At 73.5% G+C, this 18,842-nt stretch carries 19 protein-coding genes; 10 read left to right on the forward strand and 9 right to left on the reverse strand.

Going from position 1 to position 18,842, the window contains the following annotated elements; translation table 11 throughout:
* The first annotated feature begins 22 nt into the window (after positions 1–22).
* Both ACIP2X_RS36140 and ACIP2X_RS36145 read left to right on the forward strand, forming a co-directional pair.
* Positions 23–988 carry an ATP-binding cassette domain-containing protein gene (locus ACIP2X_RS36140; RefSeq protein ID WP_401681997.1) on the forward strand — a complete coding sequence of 322 codons (966 nt, stop codon included), beginning with the start codon at positions 23–25 and terminating at the stop codon, positions 986–988.
* Positions 985–1,776 carry an ABC transporter permease gene (locus ACIP2X_RS36145; RefSeq protein WP_401682000.1) on the forward strand — a complete coding sequence of 264 codons (792 nt, stop codon included), beginning with the start codon at positions 985–987 and terminating at the stop codon, positions 1,774–1,776. The genes ACIP2X_RS36140 and ACIP2X_RS36145 overlap by 4 nt, the downstream gene beginning before the upstream one ends.
* A 151-nt stretch (positions 1,777–1,927) precedes the next feature.
* Here ACIP2X_RS36145 and ACIP2X_RS36150 read toward each other — a convergent pair whose 3' ends face one another.
* A complete protein-coding gene (locus tag ACIP2X_RS36150) occupies positions 1,928–3,502 on the reverse strand; it encodes a FadD3 family acyl-CoA ligase (RefSeq protein ID WP_401682003.1) in 1,575 nt (524 codons plus the stop codon).
* A gap of 94 nt (positions 3,503–3,596) precedes the next feature.
* Here ACIP2X_RS36150 and ACIP2X_RS36155 point away from each other — a divergent pair, with 94 nt between their 5' ends.
* From ACIP2X_RS36155 to ACIP2X_RS36165, 3 genes are read left to right on the forward strand one after another with little or no spacing between them, the layout of a single operon-like run.
* The gene (locus ACIP2X_RS36155) at positions 3,597–4,745 is read left to right on the forward strand and encodes a lipid-transfer protein (protein WP_401682006.1); all 1,149 of its coding nucleotides are present in this window, start codon (positions 3,597–3,599) and stop codon (positions 4,743–4,745) included.
* Between the two features lie 5 nt (positions 4,746–4,750).
* Positions 4,751–5,161 carry a Zn-ribbon domain-containing OB-fold protein gene (locus ACIP2X_RS36160; RefSeq protein ID WP_401682009.1) on the forward strand — a complete coding sequence of 137 codons (411 nt, stop codon included), beginning with the start codon at positions 4,751–4,753 and terminating at the stop codon, positions 5,159–5,161.
* Positions 5,158–5,934, forward strand: a complete 777-nt coding sequence (locus ACIP2X_RS36165) for an enoyl-CoA hydratase/isomerase family protein (RefSeq protein WP_401682012.1) — start codon at positions 5,158–5,160, stop codon at positions 5,932–5,934. Before ACIP2X_RS36160 ends, ACIP2X_RS36165 begins: the two co-directional genes overlap by 4 nt.
* Positions 5,935–5,961: 27 nt before the next feature.
* Here ACIP2X_RS36165 and ACIP2X_RS36170 read toward each other — a convergent pair whose 3' ends face one another.
* Together ACIP2X_RS36170 and ACIP2X_RS36175 are read right to left on the reverse strand one after the other, a co-directional pair.
* Positions 5,962–8,319, reverse strand: a complete 2,358-nt coding sequence (locus tag ACIP2X_RS36170) for a PQQ-binding-like beta-propeller repeat protein (RefSeq protein WP_401682015.1) — start codon at positions 8,317–8,319, stop codon at positions 5,962–5,964.
* Positions 8,320–8,583: 264 nt separating this feature from the next.
* On the reverse strand, positions 8,584–9,318 hold the full coding sequence (locus ACIP2X_RS36175) for a VOC family protein (RefSeq protein ID WP_401682017.1): 735 nt from the start codon (positions 9,316–9,318) through the stop codon (positions 8,584–8,586).
* Between the two features lie 134 nt (positions 9,319–9,452).
* Here ACIP2X_RS36175 and ACIP2X_RS36180 point away from each other — a divergent pair, with 134 nt between their 5' ends.
* The gene (locus ACIP2X_RS36180; RefSeq protein ID WP_401682114.1) at positions 9,453–10,088 is read left to right on the forward strand and encodes a TetR family transcriptional regulator; all 636 of its coding nucleotides are present in this window, start codon (positions 9,453–9,455) and stop codon (positions 10,086–10,088) included.
* A gap of 110 nt (positions 10,089–10,198) precedes the next feature.
* On the opposite strand, the gene ACIP2X_RS36185 is transcribed toward ACIP2X_RS36180, so the two are convergent.
* Positions 10,199–10,651: an Lrp/AsnC family transcriptional regulator gene (locus tag ACIP2X_RS36185; protein ID WP_393108785.1), complete on the reverse strand. Its 453-nt coding sequence runs from the start codon at positions 10,649–10,651 to the stop codon at positions 10,199–10,201.
* Positions 10,652–10,733: 82 nt separating this feature from the next.
* Here ACIP2X_RS36185 and ACIP2X_RS36190 point away from each other — a divergent pair, with 82 nt between their 5' ends.
* Positions 10,734–11,354 carry a LysE family translocator gene (locus ACIP2X_RS36190; RefSeq protein ID WP_401682021.1) on the forward strand — a complete coding sequence of 207 codons (621 nt, stop codon included), beginning with the start codon at positions 10,734–10,736 and terminating at the stop codon, positions 11,352–11,354.
* A 994-nt stretch (positions 11,355–12,348) separates the two neighbouring features.
* On the opposite strand, the gene ACIP2X_RS36195 is transcribed toward ACIP2X_RS36190, so the two are convergent.
* Together ACIP2X_RS36195 and ACIP2X_RS36200 are read right to left on the reverse strand one after the other, a co-directional pair.
* Complete coding sequence (locus ACIP2X_RS36195) at positions 12,349–12,819, reverse strand: nitroreductase family deazaflavin-dependent oxidoreductase (protein ID WP_401682024.1); 471 nt, start codon at positions 12,817–12,819, stop codon at positions 12,349–12,351.
* Positions 12,819–14,024: an acyl-CoA dehydrogenase family protein gene (locus ACIP2X_RS36200; protein ID WP_401682027.1), complete on the reverse strand. Its 1,206-nt coding sequence runs from the start codon at positions 14,022–14,024 to the stop codon at positions 12,819–12,821. Before ACIP2X_RS36200 ends, ACIP2X_RS36195 begins: the two co-directional genes overlap by 1 nt.
* 86 nt (positions 14,025–14,110) lie before the next feature.
* On the opposite strand from ACIP2X_RS36200, the gene ACIP2X_RS36205 reads away from it, so the two are divergent.
* The 3 genes from ACIP2X_RS36205 (at position 14,111) to ACIP2X_RS36215 (ending at position 16,474) form a co-directional block, all read left to right on the forward strand.
* The gene (locus ACIP2X_RS36205) at positions 14,111–15,277 is read left to right on the forward strand and encodes a thiolase C-terminal domain-containing protein (protein ID WP_401682029.1); all 1,167 of its coding nucleotides are present in this window, start codon (positions 14,111–14,113) and stop codon (positions 15,275–15,277) included.
* A 76-nt stretch (positions 15,278–15,353) separates the two neighbouring features.
* On the forward strand, positions 15,354–15,779 hold the full coding sequence (locus tag ACIP2X_RS36210; protein ID WP_401682032.1) for a pyridoxamine 5'-phosphate oxidase family protein: 426 nt from the start codon (positions 15,354–15,356) through the stop codon (positions 15,777–15,779).
* Positions 15,780–15,808: 29 nt separating this feature from the next.
* Positions 15,809–16,474: a pyridoxal 5'-phosphate synthase gene (locus ACIP2X_RS36215; RefSeq protein WP_401682035.1), complete on the forward strand. Its 666-nt coding sequence runs from the start codon at positions 15,809–15,811 to the stop codon at positions 16,472–16,474.
* 56 nt (positions 16,475–16,530) lie between these two features.
* Here ACIP2X_RS36215 and ACIP2X_RS36220 read toward each other — a convergent pair whose 3' ends face one another.
* The 3 genes from ACIP2X_RS36220 to ACIP2X_RS36230 are packed head-to-tail and all read right to left on the reverse strand — an operon-like array spanning position 16,531 to position 18,039.
* A complete protein-coding gene (locus ACIP2X_RS36220; protein ID WP_401682038.1) occupies positions 16,531–17,157 on the reverse strand; it encodes a GNAT family N-acetyltransferase in 627 nt (208 codons plus the stop codon).
* Between the two features lie 31 nt (positions 17,158–17,188).
* The gene (locus ACIP2X_RS36225) at positions 17,189–17,593 is read right to left on the reverse strand and encodes a Zn-ribbon domain-containing OB-fold protein (protein ID WP_401682041.1); all 405 of its coding nucleotides are present in this window, start codon (positions 17,591–17,593) and stop codon (positions 17,189–17,191) included.
* Entirely contained in the window at positions 17,590–18,039 is a 450-nt protein-coding gene (locus tag ACIP2X_RS36230) for a DoxX family protein (protein WP_401682043.1), read from the reverse strand. Before ACIP2X_RS36230 ends, ACIP2X_RS36225 begins: the two co-directional genes overlap by 4 nt.
* Positions 18,040–18,842: the final 803 nt, after the last annotated feature.

Raw genomic sequence — 18,842 nt, forward strand, 5'->3', positions numbered from 1 at the left:
AGCCCGAGAAGGAGCCCCTCCCATGACCGAACCGGCCATCTCCGCAAGTGGATTGCGCAAGTCCTACGGCGACAGGACCGTCCTCGACGGCATCGACCTGGCGGTCCCGTACGGCACGATCTTCTCCCTGCTCGGACCGAACGGCGCCGGCAAGACGACCGCCGTGAAGATCCTCTCGACCCTCGTCGCCGCCGACGGCGGCCAGGCACAGGTCGGCGGCCACGACCTGGCCGCCGATCCGCAGGCGGTGCGGGCGGCGATAGGCGTCACGGGCCAGTTCTCCGCCGTCGACGGTCTGATCACCGGCGAGGAGAACATGCTCCTCATGGCGGACCTGCACCACCTGCCCCGCCGCGAGGGCCGCCGGGTGGCCGCCGAGCTGCTGGAGCGGTTCGACCTCACCGAGGCCGCGGGCAAGCCCGCCGCCACCTACTCCGGCGGCATGAAGCGCCGCCTGGACATCGCCATGACCCTGGTCGGCAGCCCGCGGATCATCTTCCTCGACGAGCCGACCACCGGACTGGACCCCCGCTCCCGCCACACCATGTGGCAGATCATCCGCGAACTGGTCACCGGCGGCGTCACCGTCTTCCTCACCACCCAGTACCTCCAGGAGGCCGACGAACTCGCCGACCGCATCGCCGTCCTGCACGACGGGAGGATCGCGGCCGAGGGCACCGCCGAGGAACTCAAGCGCATCGTCCCCGGCGGACACGTCCGGCTCCGCTTCACCGACCCCGCCGCCTACCGGTCCGCCGCCGCCTCGCTGCGCGAGACCACCCGCGACGAGGAGGCACTGACCCTGCAGATCCCCAGCGACGGCAGCCAGCGTGAACTGCGCTCCCTCCTCGACCGGCTCGACGCCGCCGGCGTCGAGGCCGACGAACTGACCGTGCACACCCCCGACCTCGACGACGTCTTCTTCGCCCTCACCGGCGGCGGCAACGCGCCGAGCCGGACCGACCAGCCCAAGGAAGAAGCCCGATGAGCTCCCTCGCCCTCGCCCTGCGCGACTCCTCCACCATGCTGCGCCGCAACCTCCTGCACGCCCGGCGCTACCCCTCGATGACCCTGAACCTGCTGCTCACACCGATCATGCTGCTGCTGCTCTTCGTCTACATCTTCGGCGACACCATGAGCGCGGGCATCGGCGGAGGCGGTCCGGACCGCGCCGAATACATCGCCTTCGTGGTCCCGGGCCTGCTGCTGATGACCATCGGCAGCACCACGATCGGCACCGCCGTCTCCGTCTCCAACGACATGACCGAGGGCATCATCGCCCGCTTCCGCACCATGGCGATCCACCGCGCGTCGGTGCTCGTCGGACATGTCGTCGGCAGCGTGCTCCAGTCGGTCGCCAGCGTGGTCCTCGTCGGCGCGGTCGCCGTCGCCATCGGCTTCCGCTCGGCCGACGCGACCGTCCTGGAGTGGCTCGCGGCGTTCGGGCTGCTGGTGCTCTTCGCCACGGCGCTCACCTGGATCGCCGTCGGCATGGGGCTGGTCAGCCCGAACGCCGAGGCCGCCGGGAACAACGCGATGCCCCTGATCCTGCTGCCGCTCCTGTCCAGCACGTTCGTCCCGCTGGACGCGATGCCGGGCTGGTTCCGGCCGATAGCCGAGTACCAGCCCTTCACTCCGGCCATCGAGACCCTGCGCGGCCTGCTGCTGGGCACCGAGATCGGTCACGACGGATGGCTGGCCGTGGCCTGGTGCCTGGGCCTCGCGGTGCTGGGCTACTTCTGGTCGACCGCCAAGTTCGACGCCGACCCCAAGTAGGCGCCGTGGCAGCGCGGGTCATCCTCCCGCACCTCGTCCCGCCCCAGGGCGGCGTACACCGACACGGCCGTCGGAGTACGCCGCCCGTTCGCGTAGGAGCCCTTCCCCGACGACACGGACGGCACGGCCCGGATGACCTGGCGGACCTGCCCTACGCCGTGCCCCCCGCCCGCAGCCTGCCCTTGACCACCTTGCCGCTCGCGTTGCGCGGCAGCGCGCCCACGAACTCCACCGCGCGCGGCACCTTGTAGTTCGCCATCTCCCGCCGGGCCCAGGCGATCAGGTCGTCCGCCGTCAGCACGGCCCCGGCCCGCCGGACGACGTACGCCTTCCCGACCTCGCCCAGCCGGCCGTCCGGTACGCCGATCACCGCCACGTCGGCCACCTCCGGGTGCAGGCCGAGGAGTTGCTCGATCTCCGCCGGGTACGCGTTGAAGCCCCCGACGATGAACATGTCCTTGACGCGGTCCGTGATGCGCAGGTTGCCCGCCTCGTCCAGGACGCCGACGTCACCCGTGCGCAGCCAGCCGTCGGGGCTGATCACCTCCTCCGTGGCCGCCCGGTCCTCGTGGTAGCCCCGCATGACGTTGAAGCCGCGGACCAGTACCTCGCCGGGGCTGCCGAGGGGGGCGTCGACGCGTACCTCCGTGCCGGGTATCGCCCTGCCCGACGTCGCGGCGATCACCGCCGGGTCGTCGCCCCGGCGGCACATGGTCACGATGCCGCCGGCCTCGGACAGGCCGTACGCCGTGAGGACCGTCTCGACGCCGAGTTCCCCGCGCAGCCGTTCCACCAGGCGCAGCGGCACGACCGCGGCGCCGGTGACGACCAGCCTGAGCGCGGAGAGGTCGTGCGCGTCCCGGGCGGGGTGGTCGAGGAGGGACTGGAGGAGGGTCGGGGGGCCGGGGAGGACGGAGACGCGCTCCGCGGCGATGTTCGCCAGCGCCGTACCGACGTCGAACACCGGCTGCGGGATCATCGTCGCGCCCCGCATCAGACAGGCCAGGACACCGGCCTTGTAGCCGAAGGTGTGGAAGAACGGGTTGACGATCAGATAGCGGTCGCCCGGGCGCAGACCGGCCAGGTCGCCCCAGATGTCGTACGCCCGCAGGGACTGCGCGTGCGTGATCACCACGCCCTTGGGGCGGCCCGTCGTACCGGAGGTGAAGACGATGTCGGAAGGGTCCGCGCCGGCCACCCGCGACGCCCGCTCGCGCACCTCGGCCGGCCCGATGCCCTCCCCTTTCGCCAGGAAGTCCTTCCAGGTGCGGAAGTCCGAGGGCGCGTCCTCCGCCAGGACTACCACCTGCTCCGGCAGTTCGCCCGGCCCTGCCGCCCGGCGCAGCGAGGCCACGTACGACGTCCCGAGGAACGTGCCCGTCACGAACAGCAGCCGTGTGCCGCTCCTGCGCAGCACGTCGAGCGCCTCCGCGCCCTTGAAGCGGGTGTTCAGCGGCACCAGCACCGCCCCTGCCGACACCGCGCCCAGCGCCGAGACGATCCAGTCGAGGGAGTTGGGGGCCCAGACGGCCACGCGGTCGCCGGGGCGCAGGCCGTGGGCCATGCAGGCGGCCGCCGCCCGTTCGACGCGGGCGCCCAGTTCGGCGTACGGGATCCGGGTGCGGCCCTCGACCACGGCCTCGGCGTCCGCGTACCGCTCGGCCGCCCACCGGACCAGACCCGCGACGCTCCCCCACTCCCCGTCCGTCTCCCGATCTCCACGCACCACAGCCTCCCGGGCATGAGCTGACTGTCCGTCAGATTAGCGCTAACCTGACGGACTGTCAGCAGCGCTGTGGGTACCGGGAGGTGCGCGGAACATGGCAGGTCTCAAGGACGCGACCGCGATCGTCGGCATCGGCCGGACCGCCTTCGCCAAGCACCTCCCGGAGGACGAACGGACCCTCGCCTGCCGGGCCGTCCTCGCCGCCCTCGACGACGCCGGGATCGCGCCGGGCGAGGTGGACGCGCTGGCCTCGTACACCATGGAGGAGACCGACGAGGTCGAGCTCGCGAAGGCGGCCGGGTTCGGCGACCTCACCTTCTTCGGCAAGGTCGGCTACGGCGGCGGCGGTTCGTGCGCGACCGTGGCGCATCTCGCCGCCGCGATAGCCACCGGCCAGGCGACCGTCGGCGTGGCCTGGCGGTCGCGGAAGCGGGGCAGCGGGCCCCGGCCCTGGACGAACACCACCGCGCAGCTGCCCACCCCCGGCCAGTGGACGCGGCCCTTCGGGCTGCTGCGCCCGGCGGACGAGATCGCGATGCTCACCCGGCGGTACATGCACGAGTACGGCGCCACCCGCGACCACCTCTTCAACGTCGCCCTCGCCTGCCGCAACCGCGCCAACCAGAACCCCGCCGCGATCATGTACGACCGCCCCCTGACCCGCGAGATGTACATGACGTCCCGCTGGATCAGCGAACCGCTCTGCCTCTTCGACAACTGCCTGGAGACGGACGGCGCGCTGGCCTGCGTCGTCGTCTCACGGGAGCGGGCCCGGGACTGCCGGCACCGGCCCGTCTACGTCCACTCCGCCGCGCAGGGCCTGCCCGCCCAGCACCACGGCATGGTCAACTACTGGAACGACGACCCGCTCACCGGGCCCGCCTGGAGTGCCGCCCGGCACCTGTGGAAGCACGCCGACCTCACTCCCCAGGACGTGGACGTCGCGCAGATCTACGACGCGTTCACGGCCCTCGTGCCGCTGTCCCTGGAGGGCTACGGCTTCTGCGGGCGTGGTGAGGGCGGGGCGTTCACCGAGGGCGGCGCCCTGGAGATCGGCGGGCGGCTGCCGCTCAACACCTCGGGAGGCGGTCTCAGCGAGGCCTACGTCCACGGGTTCAACCTCCTCACCGAGGGCGTGCGCCAGTTGCGCGGCACCAGCACCGCCCAGGTCCCGGGCGCCGCGACCTGCCTGGTGACCGCCGGTGAGGGAGTCCCCACGTCCGCCCTTCTGCTGAGGAGTTGAGAGACATGCTGGATCCCGTCGTCGACCCCGAGGGCGCGCCCTTCTGGCGCTACGCCGCCCGGGGTGAGCTGCGCGTCCAGGCGTGCGCCGACTGCGGCGAGCCCCGCTTCCCGCCCCGCCCCTGCTGCCCGCACTGCCGGTCCTTCGCGTCCGAGTGGCGCCGGATGTCGGGGCTCGGGCGCGTCTGGTCCTACGTCGTCCCGCATCCGCCCCTGCTGCCCGACTACGCCGCGCAGGCCCCGTACAACGTGATCGTGGTCGAGCTGGCGGAGGCGCCTCGGATACGGCTCGTCGGCAACCTCGTCAGCCGTGCCGGTGCCGCCCTGGACTCCGTGCCGCCGGATCGGGTGCGGATCGGCGCCAAGGTGCGGGTCGTCTTCACCGACGCCGGGATCCCGCAGTGGGTGCACGCATGAGCGGCGTGACGGTCACCGTCGACAAGGACACCGGCGTCGCCGTCGTCACCCTGGACCGGCCCGCGCGCCTGAACGCCATCGACCTCGCCATGGCGAGCCGGCTCTCCTCCACCTGGCGGGAGTTCCGCCACGACGACACGGTGCGGGCCGTCGTCCTGACCGGCGCCGGGGATCGCGCCTTCTGCACCGGCATCGACCGGGACGCCTCGGTGCCGCAGCCGGGGTCGCCGTACATGCAGGACGATCCGCTGCTCGGGGTCGGGCCGAAGGCGAACGACCTGTGGAAGCCGGTCGTCGCGGCCGTGCGCGGGATGGCCTGCGGTGGGGCGTTCTACCTGCTCGGGGAGGCCGAGTTCGTGGTCGCGGACGAGACGGCCACCTTCTTCGACCCGCACACCACCTACGGGATGGTCAGCGCCTACGAGGCGATGCTGATGGCCCAGCGGATGCCGTACGGGGAGGCCGCGCGGACGGCTCTGATGGGTACGGCGGAGCGGCTCTCCGGGCGCCGGGCCTACGAGGTGGGCCTGGTGTCCGAACTGACGCCGCCCGGCGGGGCACTGGCGGCCGCCACCGCCTGCGCCACCGTGCTGGCCGGCCACCCGCCCGAGGCCGTGCAGGGGACCGTACGGGCGCTGTGGGCGGGCCGGGAGGCGGCCCTGGCGGCGGCCTTCGCGCAGGCACCCGCGCTCATCGCGCTGGGCAACGCGCCGGCCGGGCGGCAGGCCGAGCTGTTCGCCGCCCGGCGGCGCGGAGGGCATCGCCTCCGCTGAGGGGTGCGGTGCCCCTCGGCCGACCGGTCAGGTGGTGCGGGCCGTGCCCGTGCCCTTCTCCGCGTCGAGGGCGTACACGCACCGGTCCTTGCTGCACGCGTACACGATCCCGTCCTTGACCACCGGGGAGCCGGTGATCTCGCCGCCGGTGGCGAGCTTCCAGCGCAGCCGGCCGTCGTCCGCCTTGAGCGTGTACAGGAGGTGGTCGGTGGCGCCGAAGTGGATACGGCCCTCGGCGACCGAGGGCGAGCCCACGATGTCGCCGCCCGCCTGGAAGCGCCACTTGGGGGTGCCGGTGACCGCGTCCAGCGTGTAGAGGCCGGTGCCGCTGCCGACGTGGACGTGGCCGGCGGCGACCAGGACCGGCTCCACGGACGTACGGGCCTCGGTGGCGATGCGCCAGCGGTCGCGCCCGTCGGTGGCGTCCAGGGCGTACACGGTGCCGAGGTAGTCGCTGAGGTAGATGCCGCCGCCGGTGACCGCGGGGCCGGGCGCGAAGGCCGGCGGGGAGAGGAAGACGGCCGGCGCCTCGAAGTGCCAGCGCACGTGCCCGGCCGCGATGTCGACCGCGAGGACACGGGTGCCGGCGGTGAGGTACACGTAGCCGTCCGGGGCGGGCGCGACCCGGACCGGCACGCCCCCGCAGGAGGCCGCGTCGCCGATCGGGTACGACCAGCGCTCCTCGCCGGTGCGGGCGTCCAGGGCGCGCAGCCGGGCGTCCTGCCAGACGTAGACGGTGCCGTCGTGCAGCGCGGGGCCGGCCTCCGGCGACTCGAAGTCGCTCTGGCAGCCGGTGATCTCCCAGAGCTTGCGGCCGTTCACGGCCTCCCAGGCCTGGACGCCGCCGCCGCGCGTCCCGGTGACGACGGTGCCGCGCTCGGCCTTCAGGGAGTACACCCAGGCGTCCGTGGACAGCCGCCACAGGTCGGTGCCCGCGCGGGCGTCCAGGGCGAACAGGGTGGGGCCGTCGGAGGCGTGGATCCGGCCGTCCGCGACCGCCATCGACCAGGCCACGTCCCTGGTCTTGAAGCGGCGCCGCCCGGTGGCCACGTCCAGGGCGTGCACCTCGAAGGAGGTGACGTAGACCAGGTCGTCGGCGACGGCCGGGGTGCCCCAGACGTCGTTGGACATCCGGAACCGCCAGGGCCGCCACCCCGCGGGGTTCTCCGGGGGCGGGGGCGCCGGTACGGCGGGTTCGGCGCCGTTGACGCCGGGGCGCGCCTTGGCCCAGGAGGCGGCCAGGCCCGCGTCGTGCGGGGGCGCCTTGACGGCGGCGGCGCGGGCGTCGGCGACGCGCGGGCCGGGGCCGATGGGCACGGCGGCGCCGGCCAGCAGGACCGGGCCGCCCTCGGGGGCGCCGACCGCGGCGGGCACGGGCGGGGCGGACACGGGCGGGGCGGGGACGACGGGGTCGTGCGAGGGCGGCGGCGGGACCGCGTGCGGGCGGCCCGAGCTGCGGCCGGCGCCGGAGGCGGGTCTGACGGCCGGGCGGCCGCCGCGACGGGACTCGATCAGCCCGACGGCCTTCTCCGGCAGCCACGCCGACGCCGTACCGCTGTCGTCGGAGCCCGATCCGAACAGGTGCGGGGCCAGCTGGGCCTGGAGGTCGGCGGGGCTGGGGCGGGCCGTGGGGTCCATCTGCATGCAGGACTCGATCAGCGGGCGCAGCTCGTCGGGCAGGCCGTCGAGGTCGGGGCCCTCGCGGAGCAGCATGAAGACGGTCTCGACGGGGTTGGCGCCGTGGAAGGGCGGGTGTCCGGTCGCGGCGAAGACCAGCGTGGAGCCGAGCGAGAAGACGTCGCTGGCGCCGGTGACCGAGCGCGAGTCCTTCGCCTGCTCGGGCGACATGTAGGCGGGGGTGCCGACCGCGACGTTCGTCATGGTCAGACGGGTGTTCGAGACGCCGGAGGCGATACCGAAGTCGATCACCCGGGGGCCGTCCTCGACGACGAGGACGTTCGACGGCTTGAGGTCACGGTGGACCAGGCCGGCCCCGTGGATCGACTGGAGGGCCTCCGCGATGCCCGCGGCCAGCCAGCGCACGGCCTGGGCCGGGAGCGGCCCGCAGTCGTTCACTATCTCCTCCAGGGAGGGCGCGGGGACGTACGCGGTCGCCAGCCACGGCACGGCGGCGCGCGGGTCGGCGTCGACCACGGCCGCCGTGTAGAAGCCGGAGACCGCGCGGGCCGCCTCCACCTCCCGCGTGAAGCGGACGCGGAAGAGCTGGTCCTCGGCCAGTTCCGTCCGCACGGTCTTGATCGCCACGCGCCGCCCGGACGCCGAGCGCGCGAGATAGACCAGTCCCATGCCGCCGGCTCCCAGCCGTCCCAGCACCTCGAACGGCCCGATACGCCGCGGATCGTGCTGCGTCAGCTGATCCACCACTTGCCTGCCACCTCCCCGTACGAGCCACGCCACCCACATATGTACGCGACCCCGTGCAGCGTCTCACCACCGCACCGCCGTGGCGGCACGCACCCCGATTCTTCCTGTCCCGGCCACAGGTTGCGAACCCGGTGACATATCGGGTGTGTCCCTCGTACCGGGACAACTGGGGGTGCATTCCCGGACAAGCGGTGGCGCAAGCCCGCCGCACGGCGGCGCAACCGCCGCGGATCGGCGAACGAACGGCCGGGGATCGGCGCCGGTTCAGCGCTGAAGCACCGCGAACGACGCCCCCTGGTCGTCCGTGACCACCCCCACAGTCCCGTACGAGGTGTCGAAGGGGCCCGCCTGGACCCGGCCGCCCAGCCGCCGCACCTCGGCCAGCGCCGCCTCGCAGTCCTCCACCCCGAAGTGGACGACGAAGTGCGGCGGCATCTCGGCCGGGAAGGCCCCGGCGAGCGGGGCACGGCCGAAGTCGGGCACCGCGTCCGGCCCGAACAGGGCGTCGTGGAAGAGACCGCCGTAGAAGTCGTTGGCGGCGGCGGTGTCGCGGGCGTACAGCTCGGCCCAGACGAAGGCGCCGGGCGCGTGCCGCCGCCCGAAGCCCGGGTGGTTCACCGGCTGCCACAGGCCGAACACCGCGCCCTCCGGATCGGTGGCCAGCGCGGCCACGCCCAGGTCCCCGACCGGCAGCGGCGCGGTGACCACCTGGCCGCCGGACGTCCGGATCCGCCGCGTGAGGACCTCGGCGTCCGGCGTCGCGAAGTAGACCGTCCAGACGGTGGGCAGCCGGCCGTCCGTCTTCTGCGCGAGCGCGGCCACCGGCTCGCCCTCGCGGTAGGCCCACACGGAGCCGCCGTGGGAGGGCTGGAAGGACCACCCGAAAAGTTCACCGTAGAACCGCTTGCCCGCCGCGACGTCGGCGAGCTGTGCGTCCACCCAGCACGGGACGCCCTCCGGGTACACCGGTTCGCTCGCAGATGTGCTGTTTTCGGCCATGCCGCCAAAGTAACGGCGTCGTCGGCACCCCGCTCACCGGCCACACCACACCCCGATCACGGGTGCACCCCATTTGCAGTCGGCCGAATCGCGCTCCCATCACCCCTCGGTAAGCTGACGGCATGACAGGACAAGTGCGTACCGTCGACGGCCGCGTGGCCGGTCGGCGTGGGCAGGCGACGCGGCAGAAGCTGCTGGACTGCCTCAGCGAGATGCTCAGCTCCTCTCCCTACCGGGACGTCAAGGTCATCGATGTCGCCCGGAAGGCAGGCACTTCGCCCGCGACCTTCTACCAGTACTTCCCGGACGTCGAGGGCGCCGTCCTGGAGATCGCCGAGCAAATGGCCGCCGAGGGCGCCGGTTTGACGGAGCTGCTCGAAGGCCGAACCTGGGTCGGCAAGGCCGGCTGGCAGACCGCCCAGGAACTGGTCGACGGATTCCTGGAGTTCTGGCGCAGGAACGACGCCATCCTGCGCGTGGTCGACCTCGGCGCCGCCGAGGGGGACAAGCGGTTCTACAAACTCCGGATGAAGATCCTGAACTCGGTGAACAACTCCCTGGTGGACGCCGTCACCGAACTCCAGTCCAAGGGGCGCGTCGACAAGGACGTGAACCCGGCGGCCATCGCCGGTTCCCTGGTCGCGATGCTCGCTGCGGTCGCCTCGCATCAGAAGGGCTTCCAGACCTGGGGCGTCAAGCAGGCCGAACTGAAGCCGAACCTGGCGTTGTTGGTGCACCTCGGCATCACGGGCAAGAAGCCGACCAAGTAGCCGCGGCCACCCCTTCCCGCCGCCTTTTTCCGAGCTCACCTTCGCCCTCGGTTCCCAAGTCCTGTCAGACGGCCGGTGGTTCACCCGGGTGGGCCGCCGCCTGTCATCCGTCACGCCGGGAGCGGACGGTCCTTGACGACGTGCTTCATCACCAGCGTGGACGTCAGGCGCTGCACCCCCGGCAGCGTCGCGAGCCGCTCGTCGTACAGCCGCTGGAACGCGGCGAGGTCCGCGGTGGCGACCCGCAGCAGGTAGTCCGGCTCCCCGAACAGCCGCTGCGCGTCCAGTACGTGCTCCACCTCGCTGACCGCCTTCTCGAACTCGGCGACCGTGTCGCGGTCCTCCTGCCGCATGGACACGAAGACCAGCGCCTCGAAGGTCAGCCCCACGGCCCCCGGCTCGACCACGGCCCGGTATCCGCTGATCGCCCCCGACCGCTCCAGCTCCCGCAGCCGCCGGTGACACGGCGAGACGCTCAGCCGCACCCGCGCGGCCAGTTCGGTCACGGTCAGTCGCCCGTCCTGCTGGAGCTCGGCAAGAATCTTCCGGTCCATGTCGTCCATGGGAAAGATTCTCCCCCGGATTCCTCGTACGCGGGGAAAGTTCGGGAACACCTTCGGGCACATCCGGCCTAATCTGCCCGACATGGACTCCGCGACCCTTCTCTCCTTCGTCGCCCTCGACCTGCTGCTGGTGTGCGTCCCCGGCGCGGACTGGGCGTACGTGATCTCCGCGGGTCTGCGTGACCGCTCGCCGTTGCCGGCGGTCGCCGGCCTGGTCAGCGGCTACGCCCTGCACACCGTGCTCGCGGCGGCGGGCCTGGCGGTGCTGGTGGCCGGATCACCGGTCCTGCTCACGGCGCTGACCGTGGTGGGGGCGGCGTACCTGGTGTGGCTGGGGTGGAGCGTGCTGCGCCGCCCCGGGACACCGCGGGCCGGGGAGAGCGCCCCGGAGGCCGGCGGGCGGGTCTTCCTGCGCGGCGCGATGATCAGCGGGCTGAACCCCAAGGGGCTGCTGCTGTACCTCTCCGTGCTGCCGCAGTTCCTCGCCATCGGCGGCGGGCACCTGCCGGTCCCGGCGCAGACCGCCGTCCTGGGGTTCCTGCACATGGCGTGCTGCGCGGTGGTCTACCTCGCCGTCGGACTCACGTCCCGCGCGGTCCTGGGCGCCCGCCCGGCCGCGGCACGAGCGGTGGCCCGGACCTCGGGAGCGGCGATGCTGGGAATCGGAGCGTTCCTGCTGGTACAGCGCCTGGCAACGCTGTAGCCCCCCACTCCCCACCGCAGGCCGCCACGGGACGGGGCAGGCGTCGGTGCGGGGCCGGTGTTTCGGTGCGGTGCCGGTGCCGGTGTCGGCGTTGGTGCGGTGCCGGTGTTTCGGTGCGGTGCCGGTGCCGGTGCCGGTGTCGGCGTTGGTGCGGTGCCGGTGTTTCGGTGCGGTGTCGGTGCAAGTGCCGGCGTTGGTGCGGTGCCGGTGTTGCGGCAGGGCCGACGTCGGTACGGGGCCGGGCCGACGTCGGGTGCAGGGCCGGCGGCGGAGCGAGGCCGGCGCGGGCGCAGGTCTAACGGCGGCCGGCGACGCCGCAGAGATCACGATCACCACCGCAGGCAGCCGCGGGGCGGAAGCGGTGTCGGTGCGGGGGACAGCAGTCGGTGCGGGTCCGGTGTCGGTGCCGGGCAGGCGCCGATGCGGGACCGGCCGCGGTGCGGGGCCGACACCGGTCAGGATCGACGGCCCCGGGCGACGCTGTAGGCCTCACGATCACCCCCGCAGGTCACAGCCGTACGGGCCGGTGTTGGCGCGCAGCCGGAGGCGGCGCGGGCCTGGCGGCGGTGCGGGCCCGACACCGGGTGCAGAGTCGGCGGCGGTGCAGGCCCGACACCGGTGCGGGGCACGCCGGTGCACGGCCGACATCGGTCACGGCCTACGCCGGTGCAGGGTCGGCGGCGACTGGTGACGCTGTAAGCGTCACGATCACCCCCGCAGGTCACAGCCGTACGGGCCGGTGCTGGCGCGCAGCCGGAGGCGGCGCGGGCATGGCGGCGGTGCGGGCCCGACACCGGGTGCAGAATCGGCGGCGGTGCAGGCCCGACACCGGTGCAGGGCACGCCGGTGCACGGGCGACGCCGGTGCAGGGTCGGCGGCGGCTGGTGACGCTGTAGGCGTCACGATCACCCCCGCGGGTCGCGGCGGGACCAGGCCGGTGCTGGCGCGGAGCGGCAGTCGGGGCGGAGTCGGCGTCGGCGTCGGTGGGACGTCGTCATCGGCGTATGAGGCGGAAGACGCGGATCTCGCGGGTCACCCGGGCCTGGTACGTCGCGTACGGGGGCCAGAACATCAGTAGCGCACGCCAGGCCGCCGCCCGCTCCTCCCCCGCCAGCGGCACCGCCGTCACGGGGATGTCCCGGCCTCTGAAGTTGATCTCGGCGTCGGGGCGGGCGAGCAGGTTGTGGGTCCAGGCCGGGTGACCGGTGCGGCCGAAGTTGGAGCCGACCAGCAGCCAGCTCCGCCCGCCCTCCTCCGGCATGCAGGCGAGCGGCGTACGACGGGCCAGACCGCTGCGCGCGCCGGTGGAGGTCAGGATCACGCCGGGCAGCAGCAGCGCGCTGAGCAGCACCTTGCCCCGGGTGAGCCGGTGGACGGCGCGGTCGAGGGCGGGCACCACGTACGGGGCGGTCCTCGCGAAGCCCGCCGTCGAGGAGACCTTCTGGACGATCTGGGCGATGCCCATCAGACACTCACCTCCGCGTGCGCGAACAGCCGGGCCGTCTCGGCGGCACGGGCGCGCAGCCGGTGCGCCGGTCCGAACAGCAGCTCGTCGCCCGCCGCGCGCTTGAAGAAGAGGTGCGCCTCGTGCTCCCAGGTGAAACCCAGGCCGCCGTGCAGCTGGATGCCTTCCGCCGCCGCGGTGCGCAGCGCCTCCAGGGCCTGGGCGAGCGCGAGCCCGCCGGCCCGCTCGTCGTGGGCGGTGGCCCAGGCGGCGTAGTAGGCCGCCGAGCGAGCCGCCTGCACCTGTACGTACACATCGGCCAGCCGGTGCTTGACCGCCTGGAAGGAGCCGATGGGCCGCCCGAACTGCTCGCGCCGCCCCACGTGTTCGACGGTCAGCTCCAGCACGCGGTCGGCCGCGCCGACGGCCTCGGCGGCGAGGACGGCGGCGGCGGTGTCCCCGAGGGCAGCGAGGGCGGTCAGGGGTGCGGGGCCGGCGCCGAGGGGAGCGGCCCGGTCCTCGCCGAGCAACTCGGCGTCCACCTCCCTCAGTTCGAGCCGCGCCCTCGGCCGGGTCGCGTCCAGGGAGGTCTGGCGCACCCGGGTCACCCCCGGCGCGTCCCCCCGCACGAGGAACAACAGCGTCCGGGACCGGGCGAACCCCCCGGTGTGCGCGGCGACGACGAGCAGTCCCGCGCTGTGGCCGTCCAGCACCTGCTCGACCTCCCCGTACAGCCGCCAGCCGTCGGCCGCCGGGCGGGCCTGGACACCGCCCGCGCGGCCTCCGCCCGCCCAGTCGCCCGTGTTGGCGCGGGTCAGCGCGAGGGCGGTGGTGAGGTGCGGTGCGGCGACGGCGAGGGTCGCGGTGAGCCGGCCGGTGGCCAGGCGCGGGAGCAGTCCGGTGCGCTGGGCGTCGGTCCCGAGGGCGAGCACGAGGGGGGCGGCGAGGACGGTGGTGGCGAGCAGCGGCGAGGGGGCCAGCGCCCGGCCGGTCTCCTCGGCGGCGAGGGCGAGTTCGGTCACCGCGCAGCCGACCCCGCCGTACGCCTCGGGGAGCGCGAGTCCGGGCAGGCCGAGCCGCTGCGAGAGGGCCGACCAGAGCGCGGGGTCGTGGCCGGCGGGGGTGTCGAGGGCGGCGCGGAGCTGCTCGGGGGCGCAGCGGCGGTGGAGCAGATCACGGAGGGTGCGGCGGATCTCGTCCTGCTCGGGGGTGAAGCTGGCGTCCATGACGGCCTCCCTGAATCTGACGGTCAGTCATATTAGGCGGTCGACGCCCGGTCGCCCAGAGCGAGTTCTGATGTACCGTCAGAAATATGGCAGCTACCCGGAAAGTCGCCGTGGTGGGCGTGTCCCTCTCCGACTGCGGCCGTGTGGACGGGGCGACCCGCTTCACGCTGCACGCCCAGGCGGCCCGCCGGGCCCTCGCGGACGCCGGTCTGGACCGGTCGGTCGTCGACGGTTTCGCCTCGGCCGGCACCGGCGTGCTGGCCCCGGTGGAAGTGGCCGAGTACCTGGGGCTGCGCCCCACCTGGGTCGACTCCACGTCGGTCGGCGGGGCGACCTGGGAGGTGATGGCGGCGCACGCGGCGGACGCGATCGCGGCGGGGCACTCGCGGGCCGTCCTGCTGGTGTACGGCTCGACCGCCCGCGCGGACCTGAAGGCCGGGCGGCGCACGGGGAACCTCTCCTTCGGCGCGGACGGGCCGCTCCAGTTCGAGGTGCCCTACGGCCACACCCTGGTCGCCAAGTACGCGATGGCGGCCCGGCGCCACATGATCGAACACGGCACGACCCTGGAGCAGTTGGCCGAGGTCGCGGTGCAGGCACGGGCGAACGCGGCCCTCAACCCCGACGCCATGTTCCGCACCCCGATCACGGTCGACGACGTGCTGGACGGCCCGGTGATCGCTGACCCCTTCACCAAGCTGCACTGCTGCGTCCGCTCCGACGGCGGCGCGGCGGTCCTGCTGGCCGCCGAGGACGTCGTACGGGACTGCCGTACCGCTCCGGTGTGGATCCTCGGCACCGGCGAGCACGTCTCGCACGCGACGATGTCCGAGTGGCCCGACTTCACCCGGTCCCCGGCTGCGGTGAGCGGACGGCTGGCGTTCGAGCGGGCCGGGGTGCGGCCCTCGGAGATCGACTTCGCGCAGATCTACGACGCCTTCACCTACATGACCCTGGTGACGCTGGAGGACCTGGGCTTCTGCGCGAAGGGCGAGGGCGGGGACTTCGTCGGCAAGGGGCGGCTCGAAGTCGTGGGCGGCGCGCTGCCGGTGAACACCGACGGGGGCGGGCTGTCGGCCCAGCACCCCGGGATGCGAGGGCTGTTCCTGCTGGTCGAGGCGGTGCGGCAGTTGCGCGGGGAGGCGGGCGCACGGCAGGTGCGCGCGGCGGACGGGGCGCCGCCGCGGCTGGGCGTGGCCTCGGGGACGGGCGGGTGGTTCTGCTCCTCGGGGACGATGGTGCTGGGTCGCTGACGGAACATCGGCTCCGGGCGTGGTGTTGTGGTGCGAAGAGGCCGTTCGACGACGACGCCGCTGGAGGAGATCCGTTATGGCACTGACCCGCGAAGAGCGCGAGCAGTTCCTGGCCGAGCCGCACATCGCCGCGCTGGCGGTGACCGGGGAGGAGGGCCGGGCGCCGCTGACCGTGCCGATCTGGTACCAGTACGAGCCCGGCGGAGACGTGTGGATCCTGACGGGGCTGGACTCCCGTAAGAACCAGCTGATCGGCGCGGCCGGGCGCTTCACGCTGATGGTCGACCGGGTCGAGCCGACCATCCGGTACGTGTCCGTCGAGGGGCCGGTCGTCGAGACCGTCCCGGCCACCGTCGAGAAGCTGCGCGAGATCTCGGCGCGCTATCTGCCGGCCGAGAAGGTCGAGGGGTACGTCGACTTCTCCTGGAAGAACCACGGCGAGATGGTGGTCCTCACCATGCGCCCGGAACGCTGGGTGTCGTCCGACCTCGGGGCCGTCTAGGACCTGGCCCGCCCGCGATACTCGACGGCATGGAACCCGATCTGCACGCGCTTCTGAGGTCCCTGCGGGTGTGGGACCCCGAGGTCACGTCCCTGCCGCCGTTCGACCCCGCCTCCGCGCCCGCCGCCCCGCTCCCCCTGTTCACCACCTGGTTCGCGCAGGCGGTGGCGGCCGGGCAGCCGGAGCCGCACACCATGTCCCTGGCCACCGCCGACGAGCAGGGCCGGCCGGACGTGCGGATCGTGATGCTGCACGGCGCGGACACCGAGGCCTGGACGTTCGCGACCCATGCGACCAGCCGCAAGGGCCGGCAGCTCGCCTCCCGGCCGTACGCCGCCCTGAGCTTCTACTGGCACCTCCAGGGCCGCCAGGTCCGCGTCCGCGGCCCCGTCACCACCGCCGCCCCGGCCGAGAGCCTGGCCGACCTGCACGCCCGCTCGACCGGCGCGCTGGCAGCCGCGCTGACCGGCCGCCAGAGCGAGCCGCTGACGTCCCTGGACGACCTCGCCGAGGCGTCCGAGGCGGCCTGGGCCGAGGCCCGGCGCGATCCCGGCGCCCCGTCCCCGACGTGGACGCTGTACCGCCTGCGGCCCGACGAGATCGAGTTCTTCCAGGGCGACGAGCGACGCCGCCATGTCCGGCTCCGCTACGTGCGCGGTGGCGAGGAGTGGGCCCGGCAGCTCCTCTGGCCCTGAGGTCATTGGCCCCAAGCGCTACGACGGCACCGCCCGGCCGACCCCCGCGCGGCGGCTCACGAGTCGGTCTTCCGCGCGGTGGCCCGGGCGTCGGGCTCCGGGTCGGTCGCCAGGCGGCCGTGGAGGTGGACGTCGCGGAAGGCGTCCTGGCGGTCGGCCTCCCACATCGCGCCGCGCAGGGTGCCCTCCTGGCGGAAGCCGCAGTGCTCGGCTATGCGGCAGGAGGCCTCGTGGCCCACGGCGTGCCCGAGCTCCAGCCGGTGCAGGCCGAGGTCCGTGAAGGCCCAGTGGGCGGCGACGGCCAGGGCGCGGGTGGCGACGCGGCGGCCACGGGCCTCGGGGAGGATCCAGTAGCCGACGCGGGCGACGCGGAAGGTGTGGTCGATGTCGTTGACGCCGATGTGACCGAGGGTCGTGCCCGTCTCCGCGTCGGTGACGCGGAAGGACGCGGCGGCGCCGGTCGCGGCGGTGTCGGCCTTCGCGCGCAGGGACGCGCGGGCGGCGTCGAGGTCGGTGATCGGGCTGAGCGGAGTGTTCCAGCGCCGGAACTCGGGGTCGGACATGCCGCGCAGCCAGGCCTCGACGTCCGCGTCGGAGACCGGGTCCCAGCGGCACAGGCGCAGGCCGTGGCCGTGCAGCTCGGGGTGGGGGTGGGCGAAGGACCGGGAGTTCATGAGGGCCATCGCCCCATTCAATCCCGTCGGGCGCCGGGTTTCACCCCTGTTCCGGCCTCATCCGGAACACCGGGACGCCGCCTCGGAAGTCGGCCCGCAGCTCGGCTCCGGCGCGCAGCACGCCGGGGTCGCCGAGGCCGACGATCTCGGTCATCATCCGCGGGCCCTCGGCGAGGTCGACGACCGCGGCCACGTAGGGGACGCGGGCGTCGAAGGGCGGGAGGTCGTTGCGGTGGACCACGGACCAGGTGTAGAGGGTGGCGCGGCCGCTGGCCCGCTCCCAGCTCACGTCCTCGCTCCAGCAGTGCGGGCAGAACTCCCGGGGGTAGTGGTGCGCCAGACCGCACGCCCCGCACCGCCGCACCAGCAGCCGGCCGCGCGCGGCCGCCTCCCAGTACGTCCGCGTGAAGGCGTCCTGCTCCGGCACGTCGTGGCGCGCGCTCACCCGAACCACCCCAGCGCGCCGTCCAGGGACCAGGTCTGCCAGGACATGCCGAGGAGCGCGACCACCGAGATCAGCGCCATCATCAGGTTCTGCCCCTGCTCGGCCCAGTCGTGGACCATCAGGACGAAGTAGAGGGCGTTCAGGAGCAGCCCGCCGACCAGGGCGACCGGGGTCAGGAATCCGGCGATCAGGCCCAGACCCAGGGCGAGTTCGGCGTACGCGACGACGTACGCCATCGCGCGGGGGCGCGGCGCGACCACCGTACGGAAGCCCGAACGCACGGCGCTCCAGCGGTGCTTGGCGGCCACGTCGGCGGCCCACGCGATGCCCGAGCCGGCGAACCACGCCTTCTTGTCCTTGTGCCGCCAGCTCTCCAGCCACCACAGCCCGAGCCCGATCCGCAGCACGGCCAGCCACTGCGCACCGGTGAGCCAGATCGTGTCCATGGGCGCTCCCGCCGACGACTTCACTTATCTGACGGTACGTCAGTTAAGGCGGACGCAGGCCCGGTGTCCAGCCCCTTGCGAGGCGTGCGACGCCTTCGCCGTTCAGCCACAACCGGTCGTTCCACGGCACAGACCCCGCCCACTCCTCCCCCACCCGTGATCGATCCGCAACCAATTCCGGTCTTGACCGAGACCCATCAACCCGGCATGTGATTACGCTCCGTACCATGCCCGACTCCACTGCGCCCACCAACGAAGAGGGCCCGAAGGCCACCCGCCCGAAGGCGCCGACCCCGGGGCCCGAGACCCCGACGTCTCCGCACCCGACATCGCCGACCTCGACGGACGAGACCCCGACGGTCCCGCATCCCGAGGCCACGGGTTCGCAGGGTGACTTGGCGGGCGCCAGCGCCAAGGACGCGGGCTCCGCTGGGGGTTCAGTGAGGAAGGCCGACGACTCGGCGACCGCGGGCCGGACTGCCGCCGACGCCGAGGTGACCGCGAGCCCCGAGGACGACGGCGGTTCGGCGACCGCCGACCCGAAGGGCGAGCACCCGAAGACCGCGAGCCGGAACGCCACCGCCGCCGACGATTCGGCGACCGCGAGCGCTGAGGGCGAGATACCGACGACGGCGAGCCCCAAGGACGACGGCGGTTCGGCGACCGCCGACCCCGAAGGCGAGCACCCGGAGAGCGCGAGCCGGAACGCCACCGCCGCCAAGACCGACGACTCGCCGCCCGCGAGCCCGGAGGGCGAGACACCGGCGGTCGCAAGCCCGGAGAGCGCGAGCCGCTCCGAGGCC

The organism is Streptomyces sp. NPDC089424 (assembly GCF_044749345.1).
In the GTDB taxonomy this organism is placed as follows: domain Bacteria; phylum Actinomycetota; class Actinomycetes; order Streptomycetales; family Streptomycetaceae; genus Streptomyces.

What these genes read in the sequence shown, in the direction of transcription:
- ACIP2X_RS36140 (WP_401681997.1), top strand. Translation starts at nt 23, where the DNA reads ATGACCGAACCGGCCATCTCCGCAAGTGGATTGCGCAAGTCCTACGGC.
- ACIP2X_RS36145 (WP_401682000.1), top strand. Translation starts at nt 985, where the DNA reads ATGAGCTCCCTCGCCCTCGCCCTGCGCGACTCCTCCACCATGCTGCGC.
- ACIP2X_RS36155 (WP_401682006.1), top strand. Translation starts at nt 3,597, where the DNA reads ATGGCAGGTCTCAAGGACGCGACCGCGATCGTCGGCATCGGCCGGACC.
- ACIP2X_RS36160 (WP_401682009.1), top strand. Translation starts at nt 4,751, where the DNA reads ATGCTGGATCCCGTCGTCGACCCCGAGGGCGCGCCCTTCTGGCGCTAC.
- ACIP2X_RS36165 (WP_401682012.1), top strand. Translation starts at nt 5,158, where the DNA reads ATGAGCGGCGTGACGGTCACCGTCGACAAGGACACCGGCGTCGCCGTC.
- ACIP2X_RS36175 (WP_401682017.1), bottom strand. Translation starts at nt 9,318, where the DNA reads ATGGCCGAAAACAGCACATCTGCGAGCGAACCGGTGTACCCGGAGGGC.
- ACIP2X_RS36185 (WP_393108785.1), bottom strand. Translation starts at nt 10,651, where the DNA reads ATGGACGACATGGACCGGAAGATTCTTGCCGAGCTCCAGCAGGACGGG.
- ACIP2X_RS36190 (WP_401682021.1), top strand. Translation starts at nt 10,734, where the DNA reads ATGGACTCCGCGACCCTTCTCTCCTTCGTCGCCCTCGACCTGCTGCTG.
- ACIP2X_RS36195 (WP_401682024.1), bottom strand. Translation starts at nt 12,819, where the DNA reads ATGGGCATCGCCCAGATCGTCCAGAAGGTCTCCTCGACGGCGGGCTTC.
- ACIP2X_RS36200 (WP_401682027.1), bottom strand. Translation starts at nt 14,024, where the DNA reads ATGGACGCCAGCTTCACCCCCGAGCAGGACGAGATCCGCCGCACCCTC.
- ACIP2X_RS36205 (WP_401682029.1), top strand. Translation starts at nt 14,111, where the DNA reads ATGGCAGCTACCCGGAAAGTCGCCGTGGTGGGCGTGTCCCTCTCCGAC.
- ACIP2X_RS36210 (WP_401682032.1), top strand. Translation starts at nt 15,354, where the DNA reads ATGGCACTGACCCGCGAAGAGCGCGAGCAGTTCCTGGCCGAGCCGCAC.
- ACIP2X_RS36215 (WP_401682035.1), top strand. Translation starts at nt 15,809, where the DNA reads ATGGAACCCGATCTGCACGCGCTTCTGAGGTCCCTGCGGGTGTGGGAC.
- ACIP2X_RS36220 (WP_401682038.1), bottom strand. Translation starts at nt 17,157, where the DNA reads ATGGCCCTCATGAACTCCCGGTCCTTCGCCCACCCCCACCCCGAGCTG.
- ACIP2X_RS36230 (WP_401682043.1), bottom strand. Translation starts at nt 18,039, where the DNA reads ATGGACACGATCTGGCTCACCGGTGCGCAGTGGCTGGCCGTGCTGCGG.